Source organism: Klebsiella sp. X13 (genome assembly GCF_003323835.1).
GTDB lineage: Bacteria > Pseudomonadota > Gammaproteobacteria > Enterobacterales > Enterobacteriaceae > Klebsiella > Klebsiella ornithinolytica.
In genome coordinates this window covers 3,527,807-3,546,754 of sequence record NZ_CP030874.1, presented here as the reverse complement: position 1 = coordinate 3,546,754, position 18,948 = coordinate 3,527,807, and the positions used below count along the sequence as shown (strand labels likewise).

Annotated in this window: 16 protein-coding genes; 14 read left to right on the top strand and 2 right to left on the bottom strand. The window is 55.5% G+C overall.

Features of this window, described 5'->3' with window-relative positions; genetic code table 11:
• Window positions 1-369: 369 nt before the first annotated feature.
• Window positions 370-2,130: a 30S ribosomal protein S12 methylthiotransferase accessory factor YcaO gene (gene ycaO / locus DSD31_RS16860; protein ID WP_004860065.1), complete on the bottom strand. Its 1,761-nt coding sequence runs from the start codon at window positions 2,128-2,130 to the stop codon at window positions 370-372.
• 115 nt (window positions 2,131-2,245) lie between these two features.
• Between ycaO and DSD31_RS16855 the strand changes: the two genes are divergently transcribed.
• The 13 genes from DSD31_RS16855 to DSD31_RS16795 all read left to right on the top strand — a co-directional run bounded on the left by DSD31_RS16855 (window position 2,246) and on the right by DSD31_RS16795 (window position 17,290).
• Window positions 2,246-2,938 (top strand): DUF421 domain-containing protein, encoded by a 693-nt coding sequence (locus tag DSD31_RS16855; RefSeq protein ID WP_004860067.1) that lies wholly within the window; start codon window positions 2,246-2,248, stop codon window positions 2,936-2,938.
• Window positions 2,939-3,125: 187 nt separating this feature from the next.
• Window positions 3,126-4,214 (top strand): 3-phosphoserine/phosphohydroxythreonine transaminase, encoded by a 1,089-nt coding sequence (gene serC / locus DSD31_RS16850; protein WP_004860069.1) that lies wholly within the window; start codon window positions 3,126-3,128, stop codon window positions 4,212-4,214.
• A 72-nt stretch (window positions 4,215-4,286) separates the two neighbouring features.
• Window positions 4,287-5,570, top strand: coding sequence for a 3-phosphoshikimate 1-carboxyvinyltransferase (gene aroA, locus DSD31_RS16845; RefSeq protein ID WP_015584795.1), 1,284 nt, complete (start codon window positions 4,287-4,289; stop codon window positions 5,568-5,570).
• A gap of 204 nt (window positions 5,571-5,774) precedes the next feature.
• On the top strand, window positions 5,775-6,458 hold the full coding sequence (gene cmk, locus DSD31_RS16840) for a (d)CMP kinase (protein WP_004860072.1): 684 nt from the start codon (window positions 5,775-5,777) through the stop codon (window positions 6,456-6,458).
• A 136-nt stretch (window positions 6,459-6,594) separates the two neighbouring features.
• Window positions 6,595-8,268, top strand: a complete 1,674-nt coding sequence (rpsA, locus tag DSD31_RS16835; RefSeq protein ID WP_004860074.1) for a 30S ribosomal protein S1 — start codon at window positions 6,595-6,597, stop codon at window positions 8,266-8,268.
• A 151-nt stretch (window positions 8,269-8,419) separates the two neighbouring features.
• Window positions 8,420-8,707 carry an integration host factor subunit beta gene (ihfB, locus tag DSD31_RS16830; protein ID WP_004100704.1) on the top strand — a complete coding sequence of 96 codons (288 nt, stop codon included), beginning with the start codon at window positions 8,420-8,422 and terminating at the stop codon, window positions 8,705-8,707.
• A gap of 209 nt (window positions 8,708-8,916) precedes the next feature.
• A complete protein-coding gene (locus tag DSD31_RS16825; protein WP_044349100.1) occupies window positions 8,917-11,181 on the top strand; it encodes a ComEC family protein in 2,265 nt (754 codons plus the stop codon).
• Between the two features lie 36 nt (window positions 11,182-11,217).
• Window positions 11,218-12,966 carry a lipid A ABC transporter ATP-binding protein/permease MsbA gene (gene msbA, locus DSD31_RS16820; RefSeq protein WP_004860079.1) on the top strand — a complete coding sequence of 583 codons (1,749 nt, stop codon included), beginning with the start codon at window positions 11,218-11,220 and terminating at the stop codon, window positions 12,964-12,966.
• Window positions 12,963-13,943, top strand: a complete 981-nt coding sequence (gene lpxK, locus DSD31_RS16815) for a tetraacyldisaccharide 4'-kinase (RefSeq protein WP_113991196.1) — start codon at window positions 12,963-12,965, stop codon at window positions 13,941-13,943. Before msbA ends, lpxK begins: the two co-directional genes overlap by 4 nt.
• Before the next feature lie 55 nt (window positions 13,944-13,998).
• Window positions 13,999-15,228, top strand: a complete 1,230-nt coding sequence (locus tag DSD31_RS16810) for a winged helix-turn-helix domain-containing protein (RefSeq protein ID WP_064368002.1) — start codon at window positions 13,999-14,001, stop codon at window positions 15,226-15,228.
• 101 nt (window positions 15,229-15,329) lie between these two features.
• Window positions 15,330-15,512 carry a Trm112 family protein gene (locus DSD31_RS16805; protein WP_004860086.1) on the top strand — a complete coding sequence of 61 codons (183 nt, stop codon included), beginning with the start codon at window positions 15,330-15,332 and terminating at the stop codon, window positions 15,510-15,512.
• Window positions 15,509-16,255: a 3-deoxy-manno-octulosonate cytidylyltransferase gene (gene kdsB, locus DSD31_RS16800; RefSeq protein WP_004860088.1), complete on the top strand. Its 747-nt coding sequence runs from the start codon at window positions 15,509-15,511 to the stop codon at window positions 16,253-16,255. The genes DSD31_RS16805 and kdsB overlap by 4 nt, the downstream gene beginning before the upstream one ends.
• Window positions 16,256-16,396: 141 nt before the next feature.
• The gene (locus tag DSD31_RS16795; RefSeq protein WP_015584791.1) at window positions 16,397-17,290 is read left to right on the top strand and encodes a YcbJ family phosphotransferase; all 894 of its coding nucleotides are present in this window, start codon (window positions 16,397-16,399) and stop codon (window positions 17,288-17,290) included.
• Here DSD31_RS16795 and elyC read toward each other — a convergent pair.
• Window positions 17,267-18,046 (bottom strand): envelope biogenesis factor ElyC, encoded by a 780-nt coding sequence (elyC, locus tag DSD31_RS16790; RefSeq protein ID WP_004860091.1) that lies wholly within the window; start codon window positions 18,044-18,046, stop codon window positions 17,267-17,269. The two genes, DSD31_RS16795 and elyC, sit on opposite strands and share 24 nt — an antisense overlap.
• A gap of 121 nt (window positions 18,047-18,167) precedes the next feature.
• On the opposite strand from elyC, the gene cmoM reads away from it, so the two are divergent.
• On the top strand, window positions 18,168-18,947 hold the full coding sequence (gene cmoM, locus DSD31_RS16785; RefSeq protein WP_015584790.1) for a tRNA uridine 5-oxyacetic acid(34) methyltransferase CmoM: 780 nt from the start codon (window positions 18,168-18,170) through the stop codon (window positions 18,945-18,947).
• Window position 18,948: the final 1 nt, after the last annotated feature.

Here is an 18,948-nt window from a genome sequence, read left to right as displayed (position 1 = left end):
ATAAAAGTTGGCGGTGAGATACTAACAAAGCATTATAGAAGGGAAATTGATGTAGATCATATCCCACCGGAACTATAAGCCCTGGATATGTGTGGTTTTGACTTATTATGGGAATAAATGATTGTTTTAAATGAAAAAAATAAATTTTAAAATTTACAACTTATGTTGATTTTTTTCATTTTGGGCCGCTGTGGACGGTTAATTAAAATGGGGTATTTTTTATTAAAATTAACAATCCTAAAGTGATGCGTAAAAAAAGTTTACTGTAAATTAACGTTGCAACTACAAATTAGCCGCGGGTCTACTTAGCGATGAAAAACGGGGTCTTTATCGACCCCGTAAATAATGCGGCTGCAGTAAAATGAAGCCTTATTTAGCCCAGAATGCCGCTTTTGCCCGCTGCAGTTTTTCATAGGCTTTCAGTAAAGACTGATGGGCCGGGAAAGCCTGGAGATCGCTATCTACGGCCTGCAGGCCATAGAACGGCGCTTCACCGCTCATCGCCGCGCTGGCAGCTTCTACCGCATCGGCGCCGTACATACGGATAAAGGCATTCAGGTACTGCAGAGGCTGGCGTTCTTCTTCCTGACTGAGCAGCAGCAGCGTCTGCAGGCAGCGGTAGTAATTTGCGCGTTCCGCACTGAAGATAGACGCATTGAATTCAATGGTCCATTCCGTCCAGATCAAGGCCTGCTCCAGATCGCCACCGGCCAGCGCCAGCATCGCTTTCAGTTCGCCAATACGCAGCGTATACCAGCCGTTGTCTTTGCCCGTCGCCAGGCCCAGCAGCTCGCGTACGCGGGTGAAGTCGTCATTCCCTTCATCATCCAGTTGTTCGATCAGCGCCAGATAATCTTCTTTTTCCCATTCACTGCCCGGCAGGGAGAGAAGGGTTTCGCGCAGATGGCTGCCCATGCTGTTATTGGCCAGCCACAGATCTTCCGCCGGGTAAATGTCTGACATTCCCGGAACGATGATGCGGCAGGCGTAGACGCTCAGGTGCTCATAATCGGCGATGTAAACTTCTTTATCTTCTTCTTTAAAGATGGCCATCAGGGTGGCGAACTCTTCTTCCGTGGTGCCGGAGAAGCTCCAGTCGACGAACGGATAGTCAGCATCCTGTTTGAACATATCCCAGGAGATCAGACCGCTGGAATCAATAAAGTGGGTTTCAAGATTGGCGTGTTCAGCGACTTCTTCGTCATCGAAGGTTGGTGGCGTAAAGACATCGAGATCTTTCAGGCTACGGCCTTGCAGCAGCTCGGTGACGGTACGTTCGAGAGCGACGCCGAAGTCCGGATGCGCGCCGAAAGAGGCGAAGCAGGTTCCGTTGGTCGGGTTAAACAACACCACGCAGATAACCGGGTATTTGCCGCCCAGCGAGCCATCGTAAGCAAAGATCGGGAAACCTTCGGCTTCCAGCTTATTGATGGACTCCACCACACCTGGATAACGCGCCATGACCTCTGCCGGAATTTCTGGCAGGCTGATGCTCTCAGCGATGATGCGGTTTTTAATGTGACGCTCGAAGACTTCCGACAGTGCCTGAACGCGCGCTTCGTTCGCCGTGTTGCCTGCGGACATCCCGTTAGAGACATACAGGTTGCCGACGATATTCATCGGGATATAGACGGTTTCGCCATCGGACTGGCGGGTGAACGGCAGGCCGCAAACGCCGCGTTCGTCGTTGCCCGACTGCAGATCGACCAGCATGCTGGCGGTCAACTGATCGTCAGGATCGTAAAATGCGCGCAGACGAGGATCCAGCAGACCTTCCGGCACTTCATCGTCTTCGGTCAGCGGGAACCATTTCTCATTTGGATAGTGGACGAATGGTCCGTTAGCGATGGTTTCGCCCAGCCAAAAGTCAGCAAAAAAGTAGTTGGTGGACAGACGCTCGAAATATTCACCAAGAGCCGAGGCCAGCGCCGCTTTTTTGGTTGCCCCTTTGCCGTTGGTGAAACACAGCGAGCACTCTTTATCACGGATATGTACTGACCACACGTGCGGTACGGGATTCAGCCATGAGGCCTCTTCAATATCAAATCCGAGGTCGAGCAATTTCTGCTGGAAGCGGGCGATGGAATCTTCCAGGGCGGCATCTTTGCCGGGAATAAACGTTTGAGTCATGGCGATCACTTTTATCGTACGTAAAGCGCGCAATGATACGGCTTTTAGATGACCGGCGCTATCTCCATCGTCTGGCTATCCTTACTGACACCCGATAACTGTGCAGGCGTTAACCATGAAGGCATTTGATTGGCATCGTATGGCGCTGGATAAAGTGCCAGTGGACTTTTTGGCTGAGGTGGCGCTGAGGAGCGTGTACACCTTTGTCCTGGTATTTATCTTTCTCAAAATCACCGGCCGACGCGGCGTGCGGCAGATGTCGCTGTTCGAAGTCCTCATTATCCTGACCCTTGGATCCGCGGCAGGGGATGTCGCTTTCTATGACGATGTCCCGATGCTGCCGGTGCTGGTGGTCTTTGTCACCCTGGCGTTGCTCTACCGGCTGATCATGTGGCTGATGGGCAAAAGCGAGAAGCTGGAGAACCTGCTTGAGGGCAAACCGATCCCGGTCATCGAACAGGGGGAACTGGCCTGGAAAAATTTACAGGCGGAAAACATGACCGAATTCGAGTTTTTTATGGAGCTGCGGATCAACGGCGTCGAACAGCTGGGACAGGTCCGGTTGGCTATTCTGGAAACCAACGGGCAAATTAGTCTCTACTACTATGCGGATCGAGACGTCAAAGCCGGTCTGTCTATTTTACCTCCTCCCCATAACGCAAGCTTCGCTACCATTCCGCGCGACGATGAATATGCCTGCGTACGGTGTAGCGCAGTTCTTAAGCTCCGCGCCGGGGATAAACAATTATGTCCCCGCTGCGCAAATGCAGAATGGTCGCAGGCCAGCAGGGCGAAAAGAGTCACCTGACAGCAATTATGTCGGTTTTATGACGTCAAGCCGGCAGATTCTTTTGTGTGACGACAGCCACATTTCGTGGCTGCTTAGTTTTACTCGTTGCGGTGCGTGTCACTGAATGATAAAACCGATAGCCACAGGAATAACTTATGCCCGCGATGGTTCGCGGGCAGACAACATAGCAACGTGGTGAGGGGAAATGGCTCAGGTCTATAACTTTAGTTCGGGCCCGGCAATGCTGCCGGCGGAAGTTCTCAAACTGGCACAGCAGGAGCTGTGTGACTGGCATGGCCTGGGTACGTCGGTCATGGAAATCAGTCACCGTGGTAAAGAGTTTATCCAGGTGGCTGAGGCGGCTGAACAGGATTTTCGCGATCTGCTCAATATCCCCTCCAACTACAAAGTTTTATTCTGCCACGGCGGTGGTCGCGGTCAGTTCGCGGGCGTTCCGCTGAACCTGCTGGGTGATAAAACCACCGCTGACTATGTCGATGCCGGCTACTGGGCGGCAAGCGCGATTAAAGAAGCGAAAAAATATTGTTCGCCGAACGCCATTGACGCGAAAATCACGGTTGACGGCCTGCGCGGAGTTAAGCCGATGAGCGAATGGCAGTTGACGCCAGGCGCGGCCTATCTGCACTACTGTCCGAATGAAACCATCGACGGCATTGCGATTGATGAAACGCCGAATTTTGCGGACGACGTCGTGGTTGCGGCGGATTTTTCCTCCACCATTCTCTCTGCCCCGATTGATGTCAGCCGTTACGGCGTTATCTATGCGGGCGCACAGAAAAATATCGGCCCGGCGGGCCTGACGCTGGTGATTGTACGTGAAGACCTGCTGGGTAAAGCCAGTATCGCCTGCCCGTCAATTCTCGACTACACCGTACTGGATGCTAACGACTCCATGTTTAACACCCCGCCGACGTTCGCCTGGTACCTGGCCGGTCTGGTGTTCAAGTGGCTGAAAGAGCAGGGCGGCGTCGCGGCAATGGACAAAATCAATCAGCAAAAAGCCGATTTGCTGTATGGTGCGATCGACCGCAGCAGCTTCTATCGTAACGATGTGGCAGCGGCTAACCGTTCCCGTATGAACGTCCCGTTCCAGCTGGCCGACAGTGCGCTGGATAAACTGTTCCTTGAAGAGTCCTTTGCCGCAGGTCTGCATGCACTGAAAGGCCACCGCGTAGTGGGCGGCATGCGTGCCTCTATCTATAACGCGATGCCGCTGGCGGGCGTGAAGGCACTGACCGACTTTATGCAGGATTTTGAACGCCGCCACGGCTAATCACCCTCCTGTTTTTCATCCCCGCGGCTGGTCTGCGGGGTTTTTATTCTGTTTGTTTGAGAGTTAAGTTTGATGGAATCCCTGACGTTACAACCCATTGCGCGAGTAGATGGCACCGTGAACCTGCCTGGGTCAAAAAGTGTCTCTAACCGTGCTTTGCTGCTGGCGGCTTTGGCCCGTGGCACCACGGTGCTGACCAACCTGCTGGACAGCGACGATGTACGCCATATGCTGAATGCCCTGAGCGCCCTGGGAGTTCATTACGTTCTGTCTGCTGACCGCACCCGCTGTGAAGTGACCGGCAACGCTGGGCCGCTGCAGGCTGGTAGTGCGCTGGAGCTGTTCCTCGGTAACGCAGGGACCGCCATGCGTCCGCTGGCGGCCGCGCTGTGTCTGGGCGGCAACGATATCGTGTTGACCGGCGAACCGCGCATGAAAGAGCGCCCGATTGGCCATCTGGTCGACGCGCTGCGCCAGGGCGGCGCGCAGATTGATTATCTGGAGCAGGAAAACTATCCGCCTCTGCGCCTGCGCGGCGGCTTTACCGGCGGCGAAGTTGAAGTGGACGGCAGCGTATCCAGCCAGTTCCTCACCGCGCTGCTGATGGCTGCGCCACTGGCGCCGCAGGATACCGTCATCGCGATTAAAGGCGAGCTGGTTTCCCGCCCATATATCGACATCACGCTGCATCTGATGAAAACATTCGGCGTTGAGGTCGAGAATCAGGCCTATCAGCGCTTTATTGTCAGCGGCAATCAGCAGTACCAGTCGCCGGGTGATTACCTGGTGGAGGGGGATGCCTCTTCGGCCTCTTATTTCCTCGCTGCCGGCGCCATCAAAGGTGGGACGGTAAAAGTCACCGGTATCGGCCGCAACAGCGTACAGGGCGATATTCGTTTTGCCGACGTGCTGGAAAAAATGGGGGCGACCGTCACCTGGGGCGAGGATTATATTGCCTGTACCCGCGGCGAGCTGAATGCTATCGATATGGATATGAACCATATTCCGGATGCGGCGATGACTATCGCCACTGCGGCGCTGTTTGCCAGGGGAACGACCACGCTACGCAACATCTATAACTGGCGCGTCAAAGAGACCGACCGTCTGTTTGCGATGGCCACCGAACTGCGTAAAGTGGGCGCTGAAGTGGAAGAGGGGGAGGATTACATTCGCATTACGCCTCCGCTGACGCTGCAGTTTGCCGAGATTGGCACCTATAACGATCACCGTATGGCAATGTGTTTCTCGCTGGTGGCGTTGTCTGATACGCCGGTGACTATTCTTGACCCGAAATGTACGGCGAAAACCTTCCCGGATTACTTCGAGCAGCTGGCGCGAATCAGCACGCTGGCGTAACGTTCGCTGCGCAAAAAGCAAACCGAAAAGGTAAAATATTGTCATCTTCCGGGCTGACGTTCCGTCAGCCCGCTATAATTGCGCAATTCTTCTGCGTTTCATTTCTGGTAGTCCGTAATTTGCAAGCAATGCTCACTTTCCGGCGTAGAGATGCGTATAATGCGCGGCGTTTATATTCTATGCGCCTTGCTGAAGGAGAAAAAGATGACGGCAAATATTCCGGTAATCACCATTGATGGGCCTGGCGGTGCGGGTAAAGGCACATTGTGCAAGGCAATGGCGGAAGCGCTGGGCTGGCATCTGCTGGATTCCGGGGCCATCTATCGTGTTCTGGCCCTCGCGGCGCTGCATCACCATGTTGATGTCGAATCTGAAGAGGCGCTGGTACCGTTGGCGGCGCACCTGGACGTGCGTTTTATCTCCACCGACGGCACTCTGGAAGTGATTCTTGAAGGCGAAGACGTCAGCGCCGCCATTCGTACTCAGGAAGTGGCTAATACCGCATCGAAAGTTGCCGCGTTTCCCCGCGTGCGTGAAGCATTGCTTCGTCGTCAGCGCGCATTTCGTGAACTGCCTGGCCTGATTGCCGACGGACGCGATATGGGAACCGTCGTGTTTCCCGATGCGCCAGTGAAGATTTTCCTTGATGCTTCGGCACAAGAGCGCGCCCATCGCCGTATGCTGCAGTTGCAGGAAAAGGGCTTTAGTGTTAACTTTGAACGTCTTTTGTCCGAGATAAAAGAACGTGACGATCGCGACCGTAATCGCAGCGTCGCGCCGCTTGTCCCGGCCGCCGATGCTTTAGTTCTCGATTCTACTGAACTAAACATTGAGCAAGTTATTGAAAAAGCGCTACACTATGCGCGCGAAAAACTGGCAGTCGCCTGACCGCGAAGCGGTGAAGCGAAACGGCCTCAGAATTATAGCAGTACCCCCGCAGCAATGGAGTGTTAGCGGGTATGTTAAACAACCCCATCCGGCACGGAGCCAGGTGGACGTTAAATATGAAACCTGAAGATTAAACATGACTGAATCTTTTGCTCAACTATTTGAAGAATCCTTAAAAACAATCGAAACCCGTCCGGGTTCCATCGTTCGTGGTGTTGTTGTTGCTATCGACAAAGATATCGTACTGGTTGACGCTGGTCTGAAATCTGAGTCTGCCATTCCGGCAGAGCAGTTCAAAAACGCCCAGGGCGAGCTGGAAATCCAGGTCGGTGACGAAGTTGACGTTGCTCTGGATGCAGTAGAAGACGGCTTCGGTGAAACCCTGCTGTCCCGTGAAAAAGCTAAACGTCACGAAGCTTGGATCACGCTGGAAAAAGCTTACGAAGAAGCTGAAACTGTAGTCGGTGTTATCAACGGCAAAGTTAAAGGTGGCTTCACTGTTGAGCTGAATGGTATTCGCGCGTTCCTGCCGGGTTCCCTGGTTGACGTTCGTCCGGTTCGCGACACTCTGCACCTGGAAGGCAAAGAGCTTGAGTTCAAAGTAATCAAGCTGGACCAGAAGCGTAACAACGTTGTTGTATCCCGTCGTGCCGTTATCGAATCCGAAAACAGCGCAGAACGCGATCAGCTGCTGGAAAACCTGCAGGAAGGCATGGAAGTCAAAGGTATCGTTAAGAACCTCACTGACTACGGCGCATTCGTTGATCTGGGCGGCGTTGACGGCCTGCTGCACATCACCGACATGGCGTGGAAACGCGTTAAGCACCCGAGCGAAATCGTAAACGTTGGCGACGAAATCACTGTTAAAGTGCTGAAGTTCGACCGCGAGCGTACTCGTGTATCTCTGGGCCTGAAACAGCTGGGCGAAGATCCGTGGGTAGCTATCGCTAAGCGTTATCCGGAAGGTACCAAACTGACCGGTCGCGTGACCAACCTGACCGACTACGGCTGCTTCGTTGAAATCGAAGAAGGCGTTGAAGGCCTGGTTCACGTTTCCGAAATGGATTGGACCAACAAAAACATCCACCCGTCCAAAGTTGTTAACGTTGGCGACGTAGTGGAAGTTATGGTTCTGGATATCGACGAAGAACGTCGTCGTATCTCCCTGGGTCTGAAGCAGTGCAAAAACAACCCGTGGCAGCAGTTTGCGGAAACCCACAACAAGGGCGACCGTGTTGAAGGTAAAATCAAGTCTATCACTGACTTCGGTATCTTCATCGGCCTGGACGGCGGCATCGACGGCCTGGTTCACCTGTCTGACATCTCCTGGAACGTTGCAGGCGAAGAAGCAGTTCGTGAATACAAAAAAGGCGACGAAATCGCAGCAGTTGTTCTGCAGGTTGACGCAGAGCGTGAGCGTATCTCTCTGGGCGTTAAACAGCTCGCAGAAGATCCGTTCAACAACTGGGTTGCACTGAACAAGAAAGGCGCAATCGTAAACGGTAAAGTCACTGCAGTTGACGCTAAAGGCGCAACCGTAGAACTGGCTGACGGCGTTGAAGGTTACCTGCGCGCTTCTGAAGCTTCCCGTGACCGCGTTGAAGATGCAACTCTGGTTCTGAGCGTTGGCGACGACGTTGAAGCTAAATTCACCGGCGTTGATCGTAAAAACCGTGCAATCAGCCTGTCTGTTCGTGCTAAAGACGAAGCTGATGAGAAAGATGCAATCGCAACTGTTAACAAACAGGAAGATGCAAACTTCTCTAACAACGCAATGGCTGAAGCTTTCAAAGCAGCTAAAGGCGAGTAATCTTAGTCATTCAGGTTACAACAACCTGAATTACGACGAGTTTACTTGACAGATTGCAGGATTCGTCCTGTAATCAAGCACAAAGGGCGGCTACGGCCGCCCTTGTTTAAAGCAGTTAGCTAATTTTGCCTTGAAGGAAACCGGAGGAATAATGACCAAGTCAGAATTGATAGAAAGACTTGCCAGCCAGCAATCTCACATTCCTGCGAAAGCGGTCGAAGATGCTGTTAAAGAAATGCTGGAACATATGGCCTCAACGCTTGCTCAAGGTGAGCGCATTGAAATCCGCGGTTTCGGCAGCTTCTCTTTGCATTATCGAGCACCTCGCACCGGGCGTAACCCGAAGACTGGCGATAAAGTCGAACTGGAAGGTAAGTACGTTCCGCACTTTAAGCCTGGGAAAGAATTACGCGACCGCGCCAATATTTACGAAGAGTAAGTTTCGCACAGCCGCGACAACGTACTCCGATGATAAAAAAAGCACCTTTGCGGTGCTTTTTTTATGCCTCCGGTTTGCCCCGCCTCACAGCAACATCTTCGTTTTGCTGCAACCCCGTAGGTTTTGCGGAAGCCGAAATCCATACCCGGCCGCCGACCGCTGACGACCTTTAGCTTTCACGCGATACTCTCCGTCAACAGGGAGGGGACATGCGTTTATCACAGCTTGCCGGGTGCGTGGTTGTCGGGATCTGCCCACTGCTGTTCTTGCCAGAACTGCCCACACCGCTCGCCGTTCAGGTCATTATCGGCGGCGCGATCCTGATGTCGCTTTACCGCTGGAGGCCATTGCGTTACCTGGCGTTGACCATGCTGTTTTTTGCCTGGGGTGTGCTGAGCGCGCGTCAGGTGCTGTGGCCGATGCAGGTGCTACCCGGTGGCAACCGGCAGGTTGAAATTAAGCTAACGGCCGTCGAAGGTGAGACCACCTACCAGGGAAATATTCTCCGTTTCAACGGGCAGAGGCTATGGCCGGCGCCAGGGGTAACTCTTTATGGTAATGCGCTGCCCGACCTGCCGTGTGCCGGGCAGCGCTGGAAGATGACCGTCCGTCTTCGCCCGGTCCATAGTCAGCTCAACGTAGGGGGCTTTGACGGCCAGCGTTTTGCCCTGGCGCAACATCGTTCGCTAACCGGGCGCTTTACGTCGGCCGAAGCATCAGACCCGACGTGCAGCTACCGCGCTCGCTATCTGGCATCGCTGGAACGTACTCTCGACGCTTTTCCCTGGCAGTCGGTGATACTCGGGCTCGGGATGGGCGAGAGACTGGTTGTACCGCGGGATATCAAACGTCTGATGCAGGAGACCGGTACCTCACACCTGATGGCGATTTCGGGGTTGCATATTGCGTTAGGCGCCATACTCGGTGGACTGGTGGTTCGGGGGCTGCAATTCTTTTTCCCGTGCCGATGGATTGGCTGGAGAATGCCGTTACTTATCGGTCTGGGCTGCGCGCTATTTTATGCCTGGCTGACCGGTATGCAGCCGCCTGCGCTGCGGACCTGCGTAGCCCTGAGCTGCGTGGTGGGCCTACGGCTATCTGCCAGACGCTGGTCGTCCTGGCAAATCTGGCTCTGTTGTATTGGCGCTATCTTATTCGCCGATCCGCTGGCGGTGTTGTCTGATAGTCTGTGGCTGTCCATCTTCGCCGTCGCAACGCTGATTTTCTGGTATCAGCTGGTGCCGCTGCAGCGGCATACGTGGCGCTGGCCGTGGCGCGAAGGGCTTGCTTTAGGCCATCTGCAGCTTGGGCTGATGTTTCTGCTATTGCCAATTCAGATTCTCCTTTTCCACGGCATCAGCCTGACCGCCTGGGTAGCAAATCTGATAGCCGTACCGTTGGTCACCTTTGCGGTTGTTCCCACGATTCTGCTGGCGATGCTGCTGCATCTCAGCGGACCTGTCGTGGTTGAAATGGCGGTGTGGTGGCTGGCCGACCGCCTGCTGGCAGCACTATTCTGGTTTTTGCATCTGCTGCCGCAGGGCTGGCTCAGTCTGGATTTTCGCTGGGCGGGGCTCAGCGCGTTGCCCTGGCTGATACTGCTGGTGTGGCGTTTTCATGCCTGGCGTTCGCTACCGGCGCTTTGTCTTAGCAGCACGCTGCTGCTGAGCTGGCCCTTCTGGCGCCATGGAGCGAAAGATGAATGGCGGGTCACGATGCTGGACGTCGGGCAGGGGCTGGCTATGGTCATTGAGCGCGAGGGGGCGGCAATCCTCTATGATACCGGACTGGCCTGGCCCGATGGTGATAGCGGTCAGCAGATTATTATTCCCTGGCTACGCTGGCATCACCTGCGCCCGGAGGGCGTTGTGTTGAGCCATGAACACCTTGACCACCGCGGCGGTCTCAATTCGCTGCTGAAGGCCTGGCCCGAGCTCTGGATCCGCAGTCCGCTGGGCTGGCGGGGGCATCTTCCCTGTCGACGAGGCGAAAGCTGGCGATGGCGTGGATTAACTTTTCGCGTGCTGTGGCCGTTGCCGGATTCCAGCCTGACGGGCAATAACCGCTCCTGCGTGGTCCGTATTGATGACGGCAAGCAGAGCATTCTACTGACCGGAGATATTGAAATTCCGGCAGAACGGGCCATGCTGAGCCACTACTGGCAACATCTTGCGTCTACACTTATCCAGGTTCCGCACCACGGGAGTCATACCTCTTCTGCGCTTGCCTTATTGCAGCGGGTCGGTGGCGCGGCGGCGCTGGCTTCGGCCTCGCGATATAATGCCTGGCGTATGCCTGCGGCTAAAGTGGTGCAGCGCTACCGTCAGCAGGGCTATCGATGGCTCGATACGCCGCATCAGGGACAAATTACGGTTATTTTTTCTCCAGAAGGTTGGCAAATCCAAAGCTTACGAGATCAACTTTTACCGCGTTGGTATCATCAGTGGTTTGGCGAGACCGTGGATAACGGGTAGAATATGCGGCTATTTCAACATAAGCTGGTTTATTGAATGCAGAATGATAAAGATCTCTCCACGTGGCAGACCTTCCGCCGCCTCTGGCCGCTTATTGCGCCATTTAAAACCGGACTGATCGTCGCGGCAGTTGCGTTAGTCTTTAACGCCGCTAGTGATACCTTCATGCTATCGCTTCTTAAACCGTTACTGGATGATGGTTTTGGTAAAACGGATCGCTCAGTGCTGCTATGGATGCCGCTGGTCGTGATTGGGTTGATGTTACTGCGTGGCGTCACCAGCTATATTTCGAGCTACTGTATCTCGTGGGTTTCAGGCAAAGTCGTCATGACAATGCGCCGCCGTCTGTTCAGCCATATGATGGGGATGCCCGTCTCCTTCTTTGATAAACAGTCCACGGGTACCTTGCTGTCACGCATTACCTATGATTCCGAACAGGTGGCGTCATCCTCTTCCAGCGCCTTGATTACCGTCGTGCGCGAAGGCGCCTCGATCATCGGTCTGTTTGTGATGATGTTCTATTACAGCTGGCAGCTGTCGCTGATTCTGATCGTCCTGGCCCCCATCGTCTCGATGGCGATTCGCGTGGTATCGAAGCGTTTTCGTAATATCAGCAAGAATATGCAAAACACCATGGGGCAGGTGACCACCAGCGCAGAGCAGATGCTGAAAGGGCATAAAGAAGTGCTGATGTTTGGCGGTCAGGCGGTAGAAACCAAACGTTTTGATAAGGTCAGCAACAAAATGCGCTTGCAGGGGATGAAAATGGTCTCTGCGTCGTCTATTTCTGACCCGGTTATTCAGCTGATTGCGTCACTGGCGCTGGCATTTGTTCTCTATGCCGCCAGCTTCCCGAGCGTCATGGAAACGTTAACTGCCGGTACCATCACCGTCGTCTTCTCCTCGATGATCGCGTTGATGCGCCCGCTGAAGTCGCTGACTAACGTCAATGCTCAGTTCCAGCGCGGGATGGCCGCCTGCCAGACGCTGTTTGCGATTCTTGATTCCGAACAGGAAAAAGACGAAGGCAAGCTGGTTATCGAGCGGGCGAAGGGCAACCTGGAATTCAAAGACGTCACCTTTACCTATCCGGGCCGTGAAACGCCGGCGCTGCGAAATATCAACCTCAACATCCAGGAAGGTAAAACGGTCGCCCTGGTCGGGCGTTCGGGGTCGGGTAAATCGACCATCGCCAGCCTGATTACGCGCTTTTACGATATCGATAACGGCCAGATTTTGCTGGATGGCCACGATCTGCGTGAATACACTCTGGCATCCCTGCGCGATCAGGTGGCGCTGGTGTCGCAAAACGTTCATCTGTTCAACGATACCGTGGCCAACAACATTGCCTATGCGCGCACGGAAGAGTACAGCCGTGAGCAGATCGAAGAAGCGGCGCGTATGGCCTACGCGATGGACTTTATCAGCAAAATGGATAATGGCCTCGATACCGTTATCGGTGAGAACGGCGTACTGCTCTCCGGCGGTCAGCGTCAGCGTATTGCCATCGCGCGTGCGCTGCTGCGTAACAGCCCGATTCTGATTCTGGACGAAGCGACATCGGCGCTGGATACCGAGTCTGAACGCGCGATCCAGGCCGCCCTCGACGAACTGCAGAAAAACCGCACTTCGCTGGTGATTGCCCACCGTCTTTCCACCATCGAACAAGCCGATGAAATTGTGGTGGTGGAAGATGGCCGCATTGTCGAGCGCGGTAGCCATGCCGATCTGCTGGAACACCGCGGCGTGTACGCCCAGCTACATAAGATGCAGTTTGGCCAATGATTGCGCGTATCTGGTCCGGTGAGTCGCCCGTATGGCGACTCTTGCTGCCGCTCTCCTGGCTCTATGGCCTGGTGAGCGGGCTGATCCGCCTCAGCTATCGGCTGGGGCTGAAGAAAGCCTGGCGAGCGCCGGTTCCGGTGGCGGTGGTGGGGAATCTCACCGCCGGAGGCAACGGCAAAACGCCGGTGGTCATCTGGCTGGTGGAACAGCTCCAGCAGCGCGGTATCCGCGTTGGCGTCGTTTCCCGCGGTTATGGCGGGAAAGCGGCGAGCTATCCGTTACTGCTCAGCAATGACACCAGTACCGCGGAAGCCGGCGATGAACCGGTACTCATTTTTCAACGCACCGGCGCGCCGGTTGCGGTCTCGCCAGCGCGTCGTGAGGCGGTGCAGGTGCTGCTTCATGCACATGATTTGCAGCTCATTATCACCGATGATGGCCTGCAGCACTACAAGCTGGCGCGGGACAAAGAAATTGTGGTAATTGATGGCGAGCGCCGTTTTGGCAATGGCTGGTGGCTACCGGCCGGGCCGATGCGTGAACGCGCGTCACGTTTACGCAGCGTCGACGCCATCATTGTTAACGGCGGCATCGCGCAGGCGGGGGAAATTCCCATGCAGCTGCGACCCGGACTTGCGGTAAATTTACGCAGCGGCGAACGGCGTGACGTGGCTTCTTTCGATAATGTCGTTGCCATGGCCGGGATCGGTCATCCGCCGCGCTTTTTCGCCACGCTGGAAAGCTGCGGCGTCGTGCCGGTAAAAACCGTCGCGCTTGCCGATCACCAGGCATTGACTCAGGCGAGCGTTTCCGCCCTTGTGAATCCACAGCAAACGCTGCTGATGACCGAGAAAGATGCGGTGAAATGCCGTGGGTTTGCCGAAGCAAACTGGTGGTATTTACCTGTCGACGCCATAATGACGGATGAACGCGCACAGCAGCTGCTGACGGAACTGGTGACGCTGGCGCAACGTTAGTTCTGCCACGTTCGCTTCAATAACGCTGTGCCGGAGTCCTTTACGGAGAACCTGCATGTCGGTACTACAACTGTCGCTTAAAGAAGCCCGTCATCTCCATCTTGCGGCGCAGGGATTGCTGAAGAAGCCCCGGCGACGTGCCCGCGCCAGCGATATTCTGTCAACTATTCAGCAGATGTCATTGCTGCAAATCGATACCATCAACGTCGTTGCCCGCAGCCCTTATCTTGTGCTTTTTAGCCGTCTTGGCAGCTATCCGCAAAGCTGGCTGGAGGACGCCCTGCGCAGCGGGGAGCTGATGGAATACTGGGCTCATGAAGCCTGTTTCCTGCCCCGTAGCGACTTTGCTCTGGTGCGCCACCGTATGCTGACGCCCGATAATATGGGCTGGAAGTATCACAAGGCGTGGATGACGGAACATGCTGACGATATTCGGCTGCTGCTGGAGCATATCGCGCAGAATGGTCCGGTTCGTTCGGCCGACTTTGAACATCCGCGCAAAGGCGCCAGCGGCTGGTGGGAGTGGAAACCGCACAAGCGCCATCTGGAAGGCCTGTTTACCGCAGGTAAAGTGATGGTGGTGGAGCGGCGTAACTTCCAGCGGGTGTACGACCTGACGCATCGCGTCATGCCGCACTGGGACGATGAGCGCGATGCGCTGACGCAGCCGCAGGCGGAGGCGTTAATGCTGCGCAACAGTGCCCGGAGCCTCGGCATTTTTCGCCCCCAGTGGCTGGCTGATTACTATCGTCTCCGCCAGCCCGCTTTGCCGACGCTGCTGGCGAGCTGGCAGGAGGAGGGCACGGTGGTTCCGGTGAAGGTCGAGGAACTGGGCGACATGTGGCTCCACCACGAAGCGCTCGGGCAGCTGGAATCGGCGCCCGGCGGTAAACTCGCCGCCAGCCATAGCGCGGTACTCTCGCCATTTGACCCGGTAGTCTGGGACCGTAAACGCGCTGAGCAACTCTTCAATTTCAGCTATCGCCTCGAGTGCTACACGCCGGCGCCGAAGCGTCAGTATGGCTACTTTGTTCTGCCGCTGCTGCACCAGGGAAAACTGGTGGGCAGAATGGACAGCAAGGTGCATCGTAAAAACGGGGTTCTGGAGGTTTTTTCGCTGTGGCTGGAAGAGGGGATCAGGGTCACCTCGGGGCTGGAGAAAGGGTTGCTCCGGGCGATTGAAGAGTTTGCCATCTGGCAGTCGGCTCAACGTATCACCTTCGGTCGTCTGCCGCCGGGGCTTTTCTCCGACCGTCAGCAGGGCTGGGAGATTTCCCCGGTCTGAACAAGACCACACCCCGCTCAGCCTTTGCCGCAAACGGATCCCTGAGTTTGCCATCATGTGATATGCTGCTGCGGAATCTATTCGGTCCATCAGGAGGAATCATGGATCACCGTTTACTAGAAATCATCGCCTGTCCTGTCTGCAACGGCAAACTGTACTACAGCCAGGATAAGCAAGAGCTGATCTGCAAAATTGACAGCCTGGCCTTTCCTTTCCGTGAAGGCATTCCCGTCTTGCTGGAAACCGAAGCCCGCGCATTAGCCGTGGGAGAGAGCCATTCATGAGTTTCGTGGTCATCATTCCTGCACGTTTTGCCTCCACGCGTCTGCCGGGCAAGCCCCTACAGGATATCAACGGTAAGCCGATGATCGTTCATGTTCTCGAGCGCGCGCGCGAATCCGGGGCCGATCGCATTATCGTCGCGACGGATCATGACGATGTTGCGCGTGCGGTCGAAGCTGCCGGCGGCGAAGTGTGCATGACGCGTGCGGACCATCAATCCGGCACCGAGCGTCTGGCCGAAGTTGTTGAAAAGTGTGGCTTCAGTGATGACACGATCATCGTCAATATCCAGGGCGATGAGCCGATGATCCCGCCGGCGATCGTCCGCCAGGTGGCGGACAATCTGGCGGCCAATGCCTGCGGTATGGCCACGCTCGCCGTTCCGATTCACGACGCTGAGGAAGCATTTAATCCGAATGCCGTGAAAGTGGTGATGGATGCGCAGGGCTATGCGCTCTACTTCTCCCGCGCCACCATTCCATGGGATCGCGATCGCTTTGCGCAATCACGCGAAACTATCGGCGATACGCTGCTACGTCATATCGGTATTTACGGTTATCGTGCCGGCTTTATCCGTCGCTACGTCAGCTGGTCGCCGAGCCCGCTGGAACAGATCGAAATGCTGGAGCAGCTGCGGGTGCTGTGGTATGGCGAAAAAATCCATGTCGCGGTGGCCGAAGTTGTGCCTGGAACCGGTGTCGATACACCGGAAGATCTGGAGCGCGTGCGCGCAGAGCTGCGTTAATCCGTTCATCCCCTCCGTCGTGAGGGGATATCTTCACGCTATTTTTCCATACTTTTTCCCTCAATTTTTGATCTCACCTGATGACATCCCTGCGGCTGGCGCTCATTATAAAACCAGTAGTATTCACAGGGGTAATCAGAGATGGAACAGCTGCGAACCGAACTTAGCCACCTGCTGGGAGAGAAACTGAGCCGCGTGGAGTGTATCAGCGAGAAACCCTCCTCGGCACTGTGGTCGCTTTATGACGCGCAGGGAAACCCGCTGCCGCTGTTGGCGAGAAGTTTTACCACGCCAGGGATTGCCCGCCAGCTGGCGTGGAAAATCTCAATGCTGGCGCGCAGCGGTACCGTGCGCATGCCGGTGGTCTATGGGGTGTTGACGCATGAAGAACATCCTGGCCCGGACGTGTTGCTGATTGAGCGGCTGCGCGGAGTCTCTGCGGAAGCGCCGGCCCGTACGCCGGCGCGCTGGGAACAGCTGCAGGAGCAGATCGTGGAAGCTCTTCTGGCATGGCACCGGCACGATAGCGGCGGCTGCGTCGGCATGGTGGACAGCACCCAGGAAAACCTGTGGCCGCACTGGTATCGCCAGCGGGTTGAGATGTTGTGGAGTACCCTTAATTTGTATCAGGATACCGGCCTGACGATGCAGGATAAACGAATTCTGTTCCGCGCCCGCGCGTGCCTTCCGGATTTATTGAAAGATTTTAATGATAACTGCGTGCTGGTGCACGGCAGCTTCACGCTGCGCAGCATGCTGAAGGATGCGCGTAGCGATCAGCTGCTGGCGATGGTCGGGCCGGGGATGATGTTGTGGGCGCCGCGAGAATATGAACTGTTTCGCCTGTCCGACGGAGGACAGGCGGAGCAACTGCTGTGGCACTATTTGCGCCGTGCGCCGGTGGCCGAATCTTTCCTGTGGCGACGCTGGCTCTATCTGCTGTGGGATGAGGTGGATAATCTGGTCAATACCGGGCGTTTTGACCGCGCCCGGTTTGACCTGGCCGCTAAATCAATTCTCCCCTGGCTCGCCTGAGGCGCCTTTTAACCATTGCCAGATGCGCCCCAGCGTTTCGTAGCCGACGCGATCGCTGTGCATCAGCCAGACGGGGGAAGGGATCGCCTGTTCCCACGGATTGAGCGGTGACGCGATCGCCAGCTGATTGGCGGGTGCCGGCAGCGGGTTTAGCCCGACATGCTGGAAGAAAATCATCGCCCGGGGTAAATGCGATGCGGAAGTCACCAGCAGGAACGGCGCATCGCCGATGGCCTGTTTCACCGCTTCGGCTTCTTCTTCGGTATCTTTGGGTTTATCCAGAACGATAATTTCGCTGCGCGGTATCCCCAGACTCTCCGCAACTCTGGCGCCGGCTTCTGCCGTGCTGACGGGATTTGTTTTCGCCGCTGCGCCGGTAAAGATGAGTTTTGCGCCCGGGTTCTCATACCACAGGCGGATTCCCTCCGTCAGCCGCGGCAGGCTGTTGTTGATGAGATTTGAACTGGGCGCCCAGTCCGGATTCCAGGTGTAGCCCCCGCCAAGTACGACGACGTACTGCACGCGTCCGGCATCGCGCCACGTCGGGTATTTATCCTCGATTGGTTTGAGCAAACTATCGGCTACCGGTTGCAGGCTCAACAATAGCAACAGCAGCCAGCCGAGGCTGACGCAGAGCTTGCCGGTGCGCTGGAAACGGCTAAACCACAGTAACGCGATTCCGACCGCCATCAGCAGCAGCAGCAGGGGAAGCGGCAGCATCATGCCGCCTAAATACTTTTTCAGTGTAAAAAGCATGCCAGATGGGTCCTTTTTTAACCATATAACCAAAGTTATGTCCGGATCTTATAACAGATCGCTTCATTCTCAGCGTGGGTATGACAAAATAGCGGCTTTGTGTTGGCAGGTGGAACCGTCCGTGAAAGATCGTAATTTCGATGACATGGCTGAAAAGTTTTCGCGCAATATTTACGGCACCACCAAGGGCGAACTGCGTCAGGCCATTCTGTGGCAGGATCTGCAACCGCTGTTAAGCCAGCTGGGGCCAGGGCCGCTTCGGGTTCTTGACGCCGGCGGTGGCGAAGGGCAAACGGCGGTAAAAGTCGCGGAAATGGGCCACCATGTGACGTTATGCGATCTTTCGGCTGAAATGGTCGCGCGCGCCCGGCAGGCTGCTGCCGATAAAGGTGTGATCGACAACATGCATTTTGTACAATGCGCCGCTCAGGATATTGCGCAGCATTTGGAAAGCCCGGTCGATCTGATACTGTTTCATGCGGTGCTGGAGTGGGTGGCCAAGCCGCAGGAGATGCTGCGAACGCTGTGGTCGGTTTTACGGCCCGGCGGTGCGTTATCGTTAATGTTCTACAATGCTAACGGTCTGTTGATGCATAACATGGTCGTCGGGAACTTCGACTACGTACAACTCGGCATGCCGAAAAAGAAAAAACGCACGCTGTCGCCGGACTATCCGCGTTCCCCGCAGCAGGTTTATGGCTGGCTGGAAGAGCAGGGCTGGCACATTACCGGTAAAACCGGCGTGCGGGTGTTTCATGATTATCTGCGTGAAAAACGCAAACAGCGCGACAATTTTGCGGCGCTGCTGGAGCTGGAGACGCGCTACTGTCGCCAGGAGCCGTATATCAGCCTGGGTCGCTACATTCATGTCACAGCGCTTAAGCCGCAGATGCAAGGATAAA

Coding starts and splice junctions, on each gene's coding strand:
- ycaO (WP_004860065.1), bottom strand. CDS start 2,130: ATGACTCAAACGTTTATTCCCGGCAAAGATGCCGCCCTGGAAGATTCC.
- DSD31_RS16855 (WP_004860067.1), top strand. CDS start 2,246: ATGAAGGCATTTGATTGGCATCGTATGGCGCTGGATAAAGTGCCAGTG.
- serC (WP_004860069.1), top strand. CDS start 3,126: ATGGCTCAGGTCTATAACTTTAGTTCGGGCCCGGCAATGCTGCCGGCG.
- aroA (WP_015584795.1), top strand. CDS start 4,287: ATGGAATCCCTGACGTTACAACCCATTGCGCGAGTAGATGGCACCGTG.
- cmk (WP_004860072.1), top strand. CDS start 5,775: ATGACGGCAAATATTCCGGTAATCACCATTGATGGGCCTGGCGGTGCG.
- rpsA (WP_004860074.1), top strand. CDS start 6,595: ATGACTGAATCTTTTGCTCAACTATTTGAAGAATCCTTAAAAACAATC.
- ihfB (WP_004100704.1), top strand. CDS start 8,420: ATGACCAAGTCAGAATTGATAGAAAGACTTGCCAGCCAGCAATCTCAC.
- DSD31_RS16825 (WP_044349100.1), top strand. CDS start 8,917: ATGCGTTTATCACAGCTTGCCGGGTGCGTGGTTGTCGGGATCTGCCCA.
- msbA (WP_004860079.1), top strand. CDS start 11,218: ATGCAGAATGATAAAGATCTCTCCACGTGGCAGACCTTCCGCCGCCTC.
- lpxK (WP_113991196.1), top strand. CDS start 12,963: ATGATTGCGCGTATCTGGTCCGGTGAGTCGCCCGTATGGCGACTCTTG.
- DSD31_RS16810 (WP_064368002.1), top strand. CDS start 13,999: ATGTCGGTACTACAACTGTCGCTTAAAGAAGCCCGTCATCTCCATCTT.
- DSD31_RS16805 (WP_004860086.1), top strand. CDS start 15,330: ATGGATCACCGTTTACTAGAAATCATCGCCTGTCCTGTCTGCAACGGC.
- kdsB (WP_004860088.1), top strand. CDS start 15,509: ATGAGTTTCGTGGTCATCATTCCTGCACGTTTTGCCTCCACGCGTCTG.
- DSD31_RS16795 (WP_015584791.1), top strand. CDS start 16,397: ATGGAACAGCTGCGAACCGAACTTAGCCACCTGCTGGGAGAGAAACTG.
- elyC (WP_004860091.1), bottom strand. CDS start 18,046: ATGCTTTTTACACTGAAAAAGTATTTAGGCGGCATGATGCTGCCGCTT.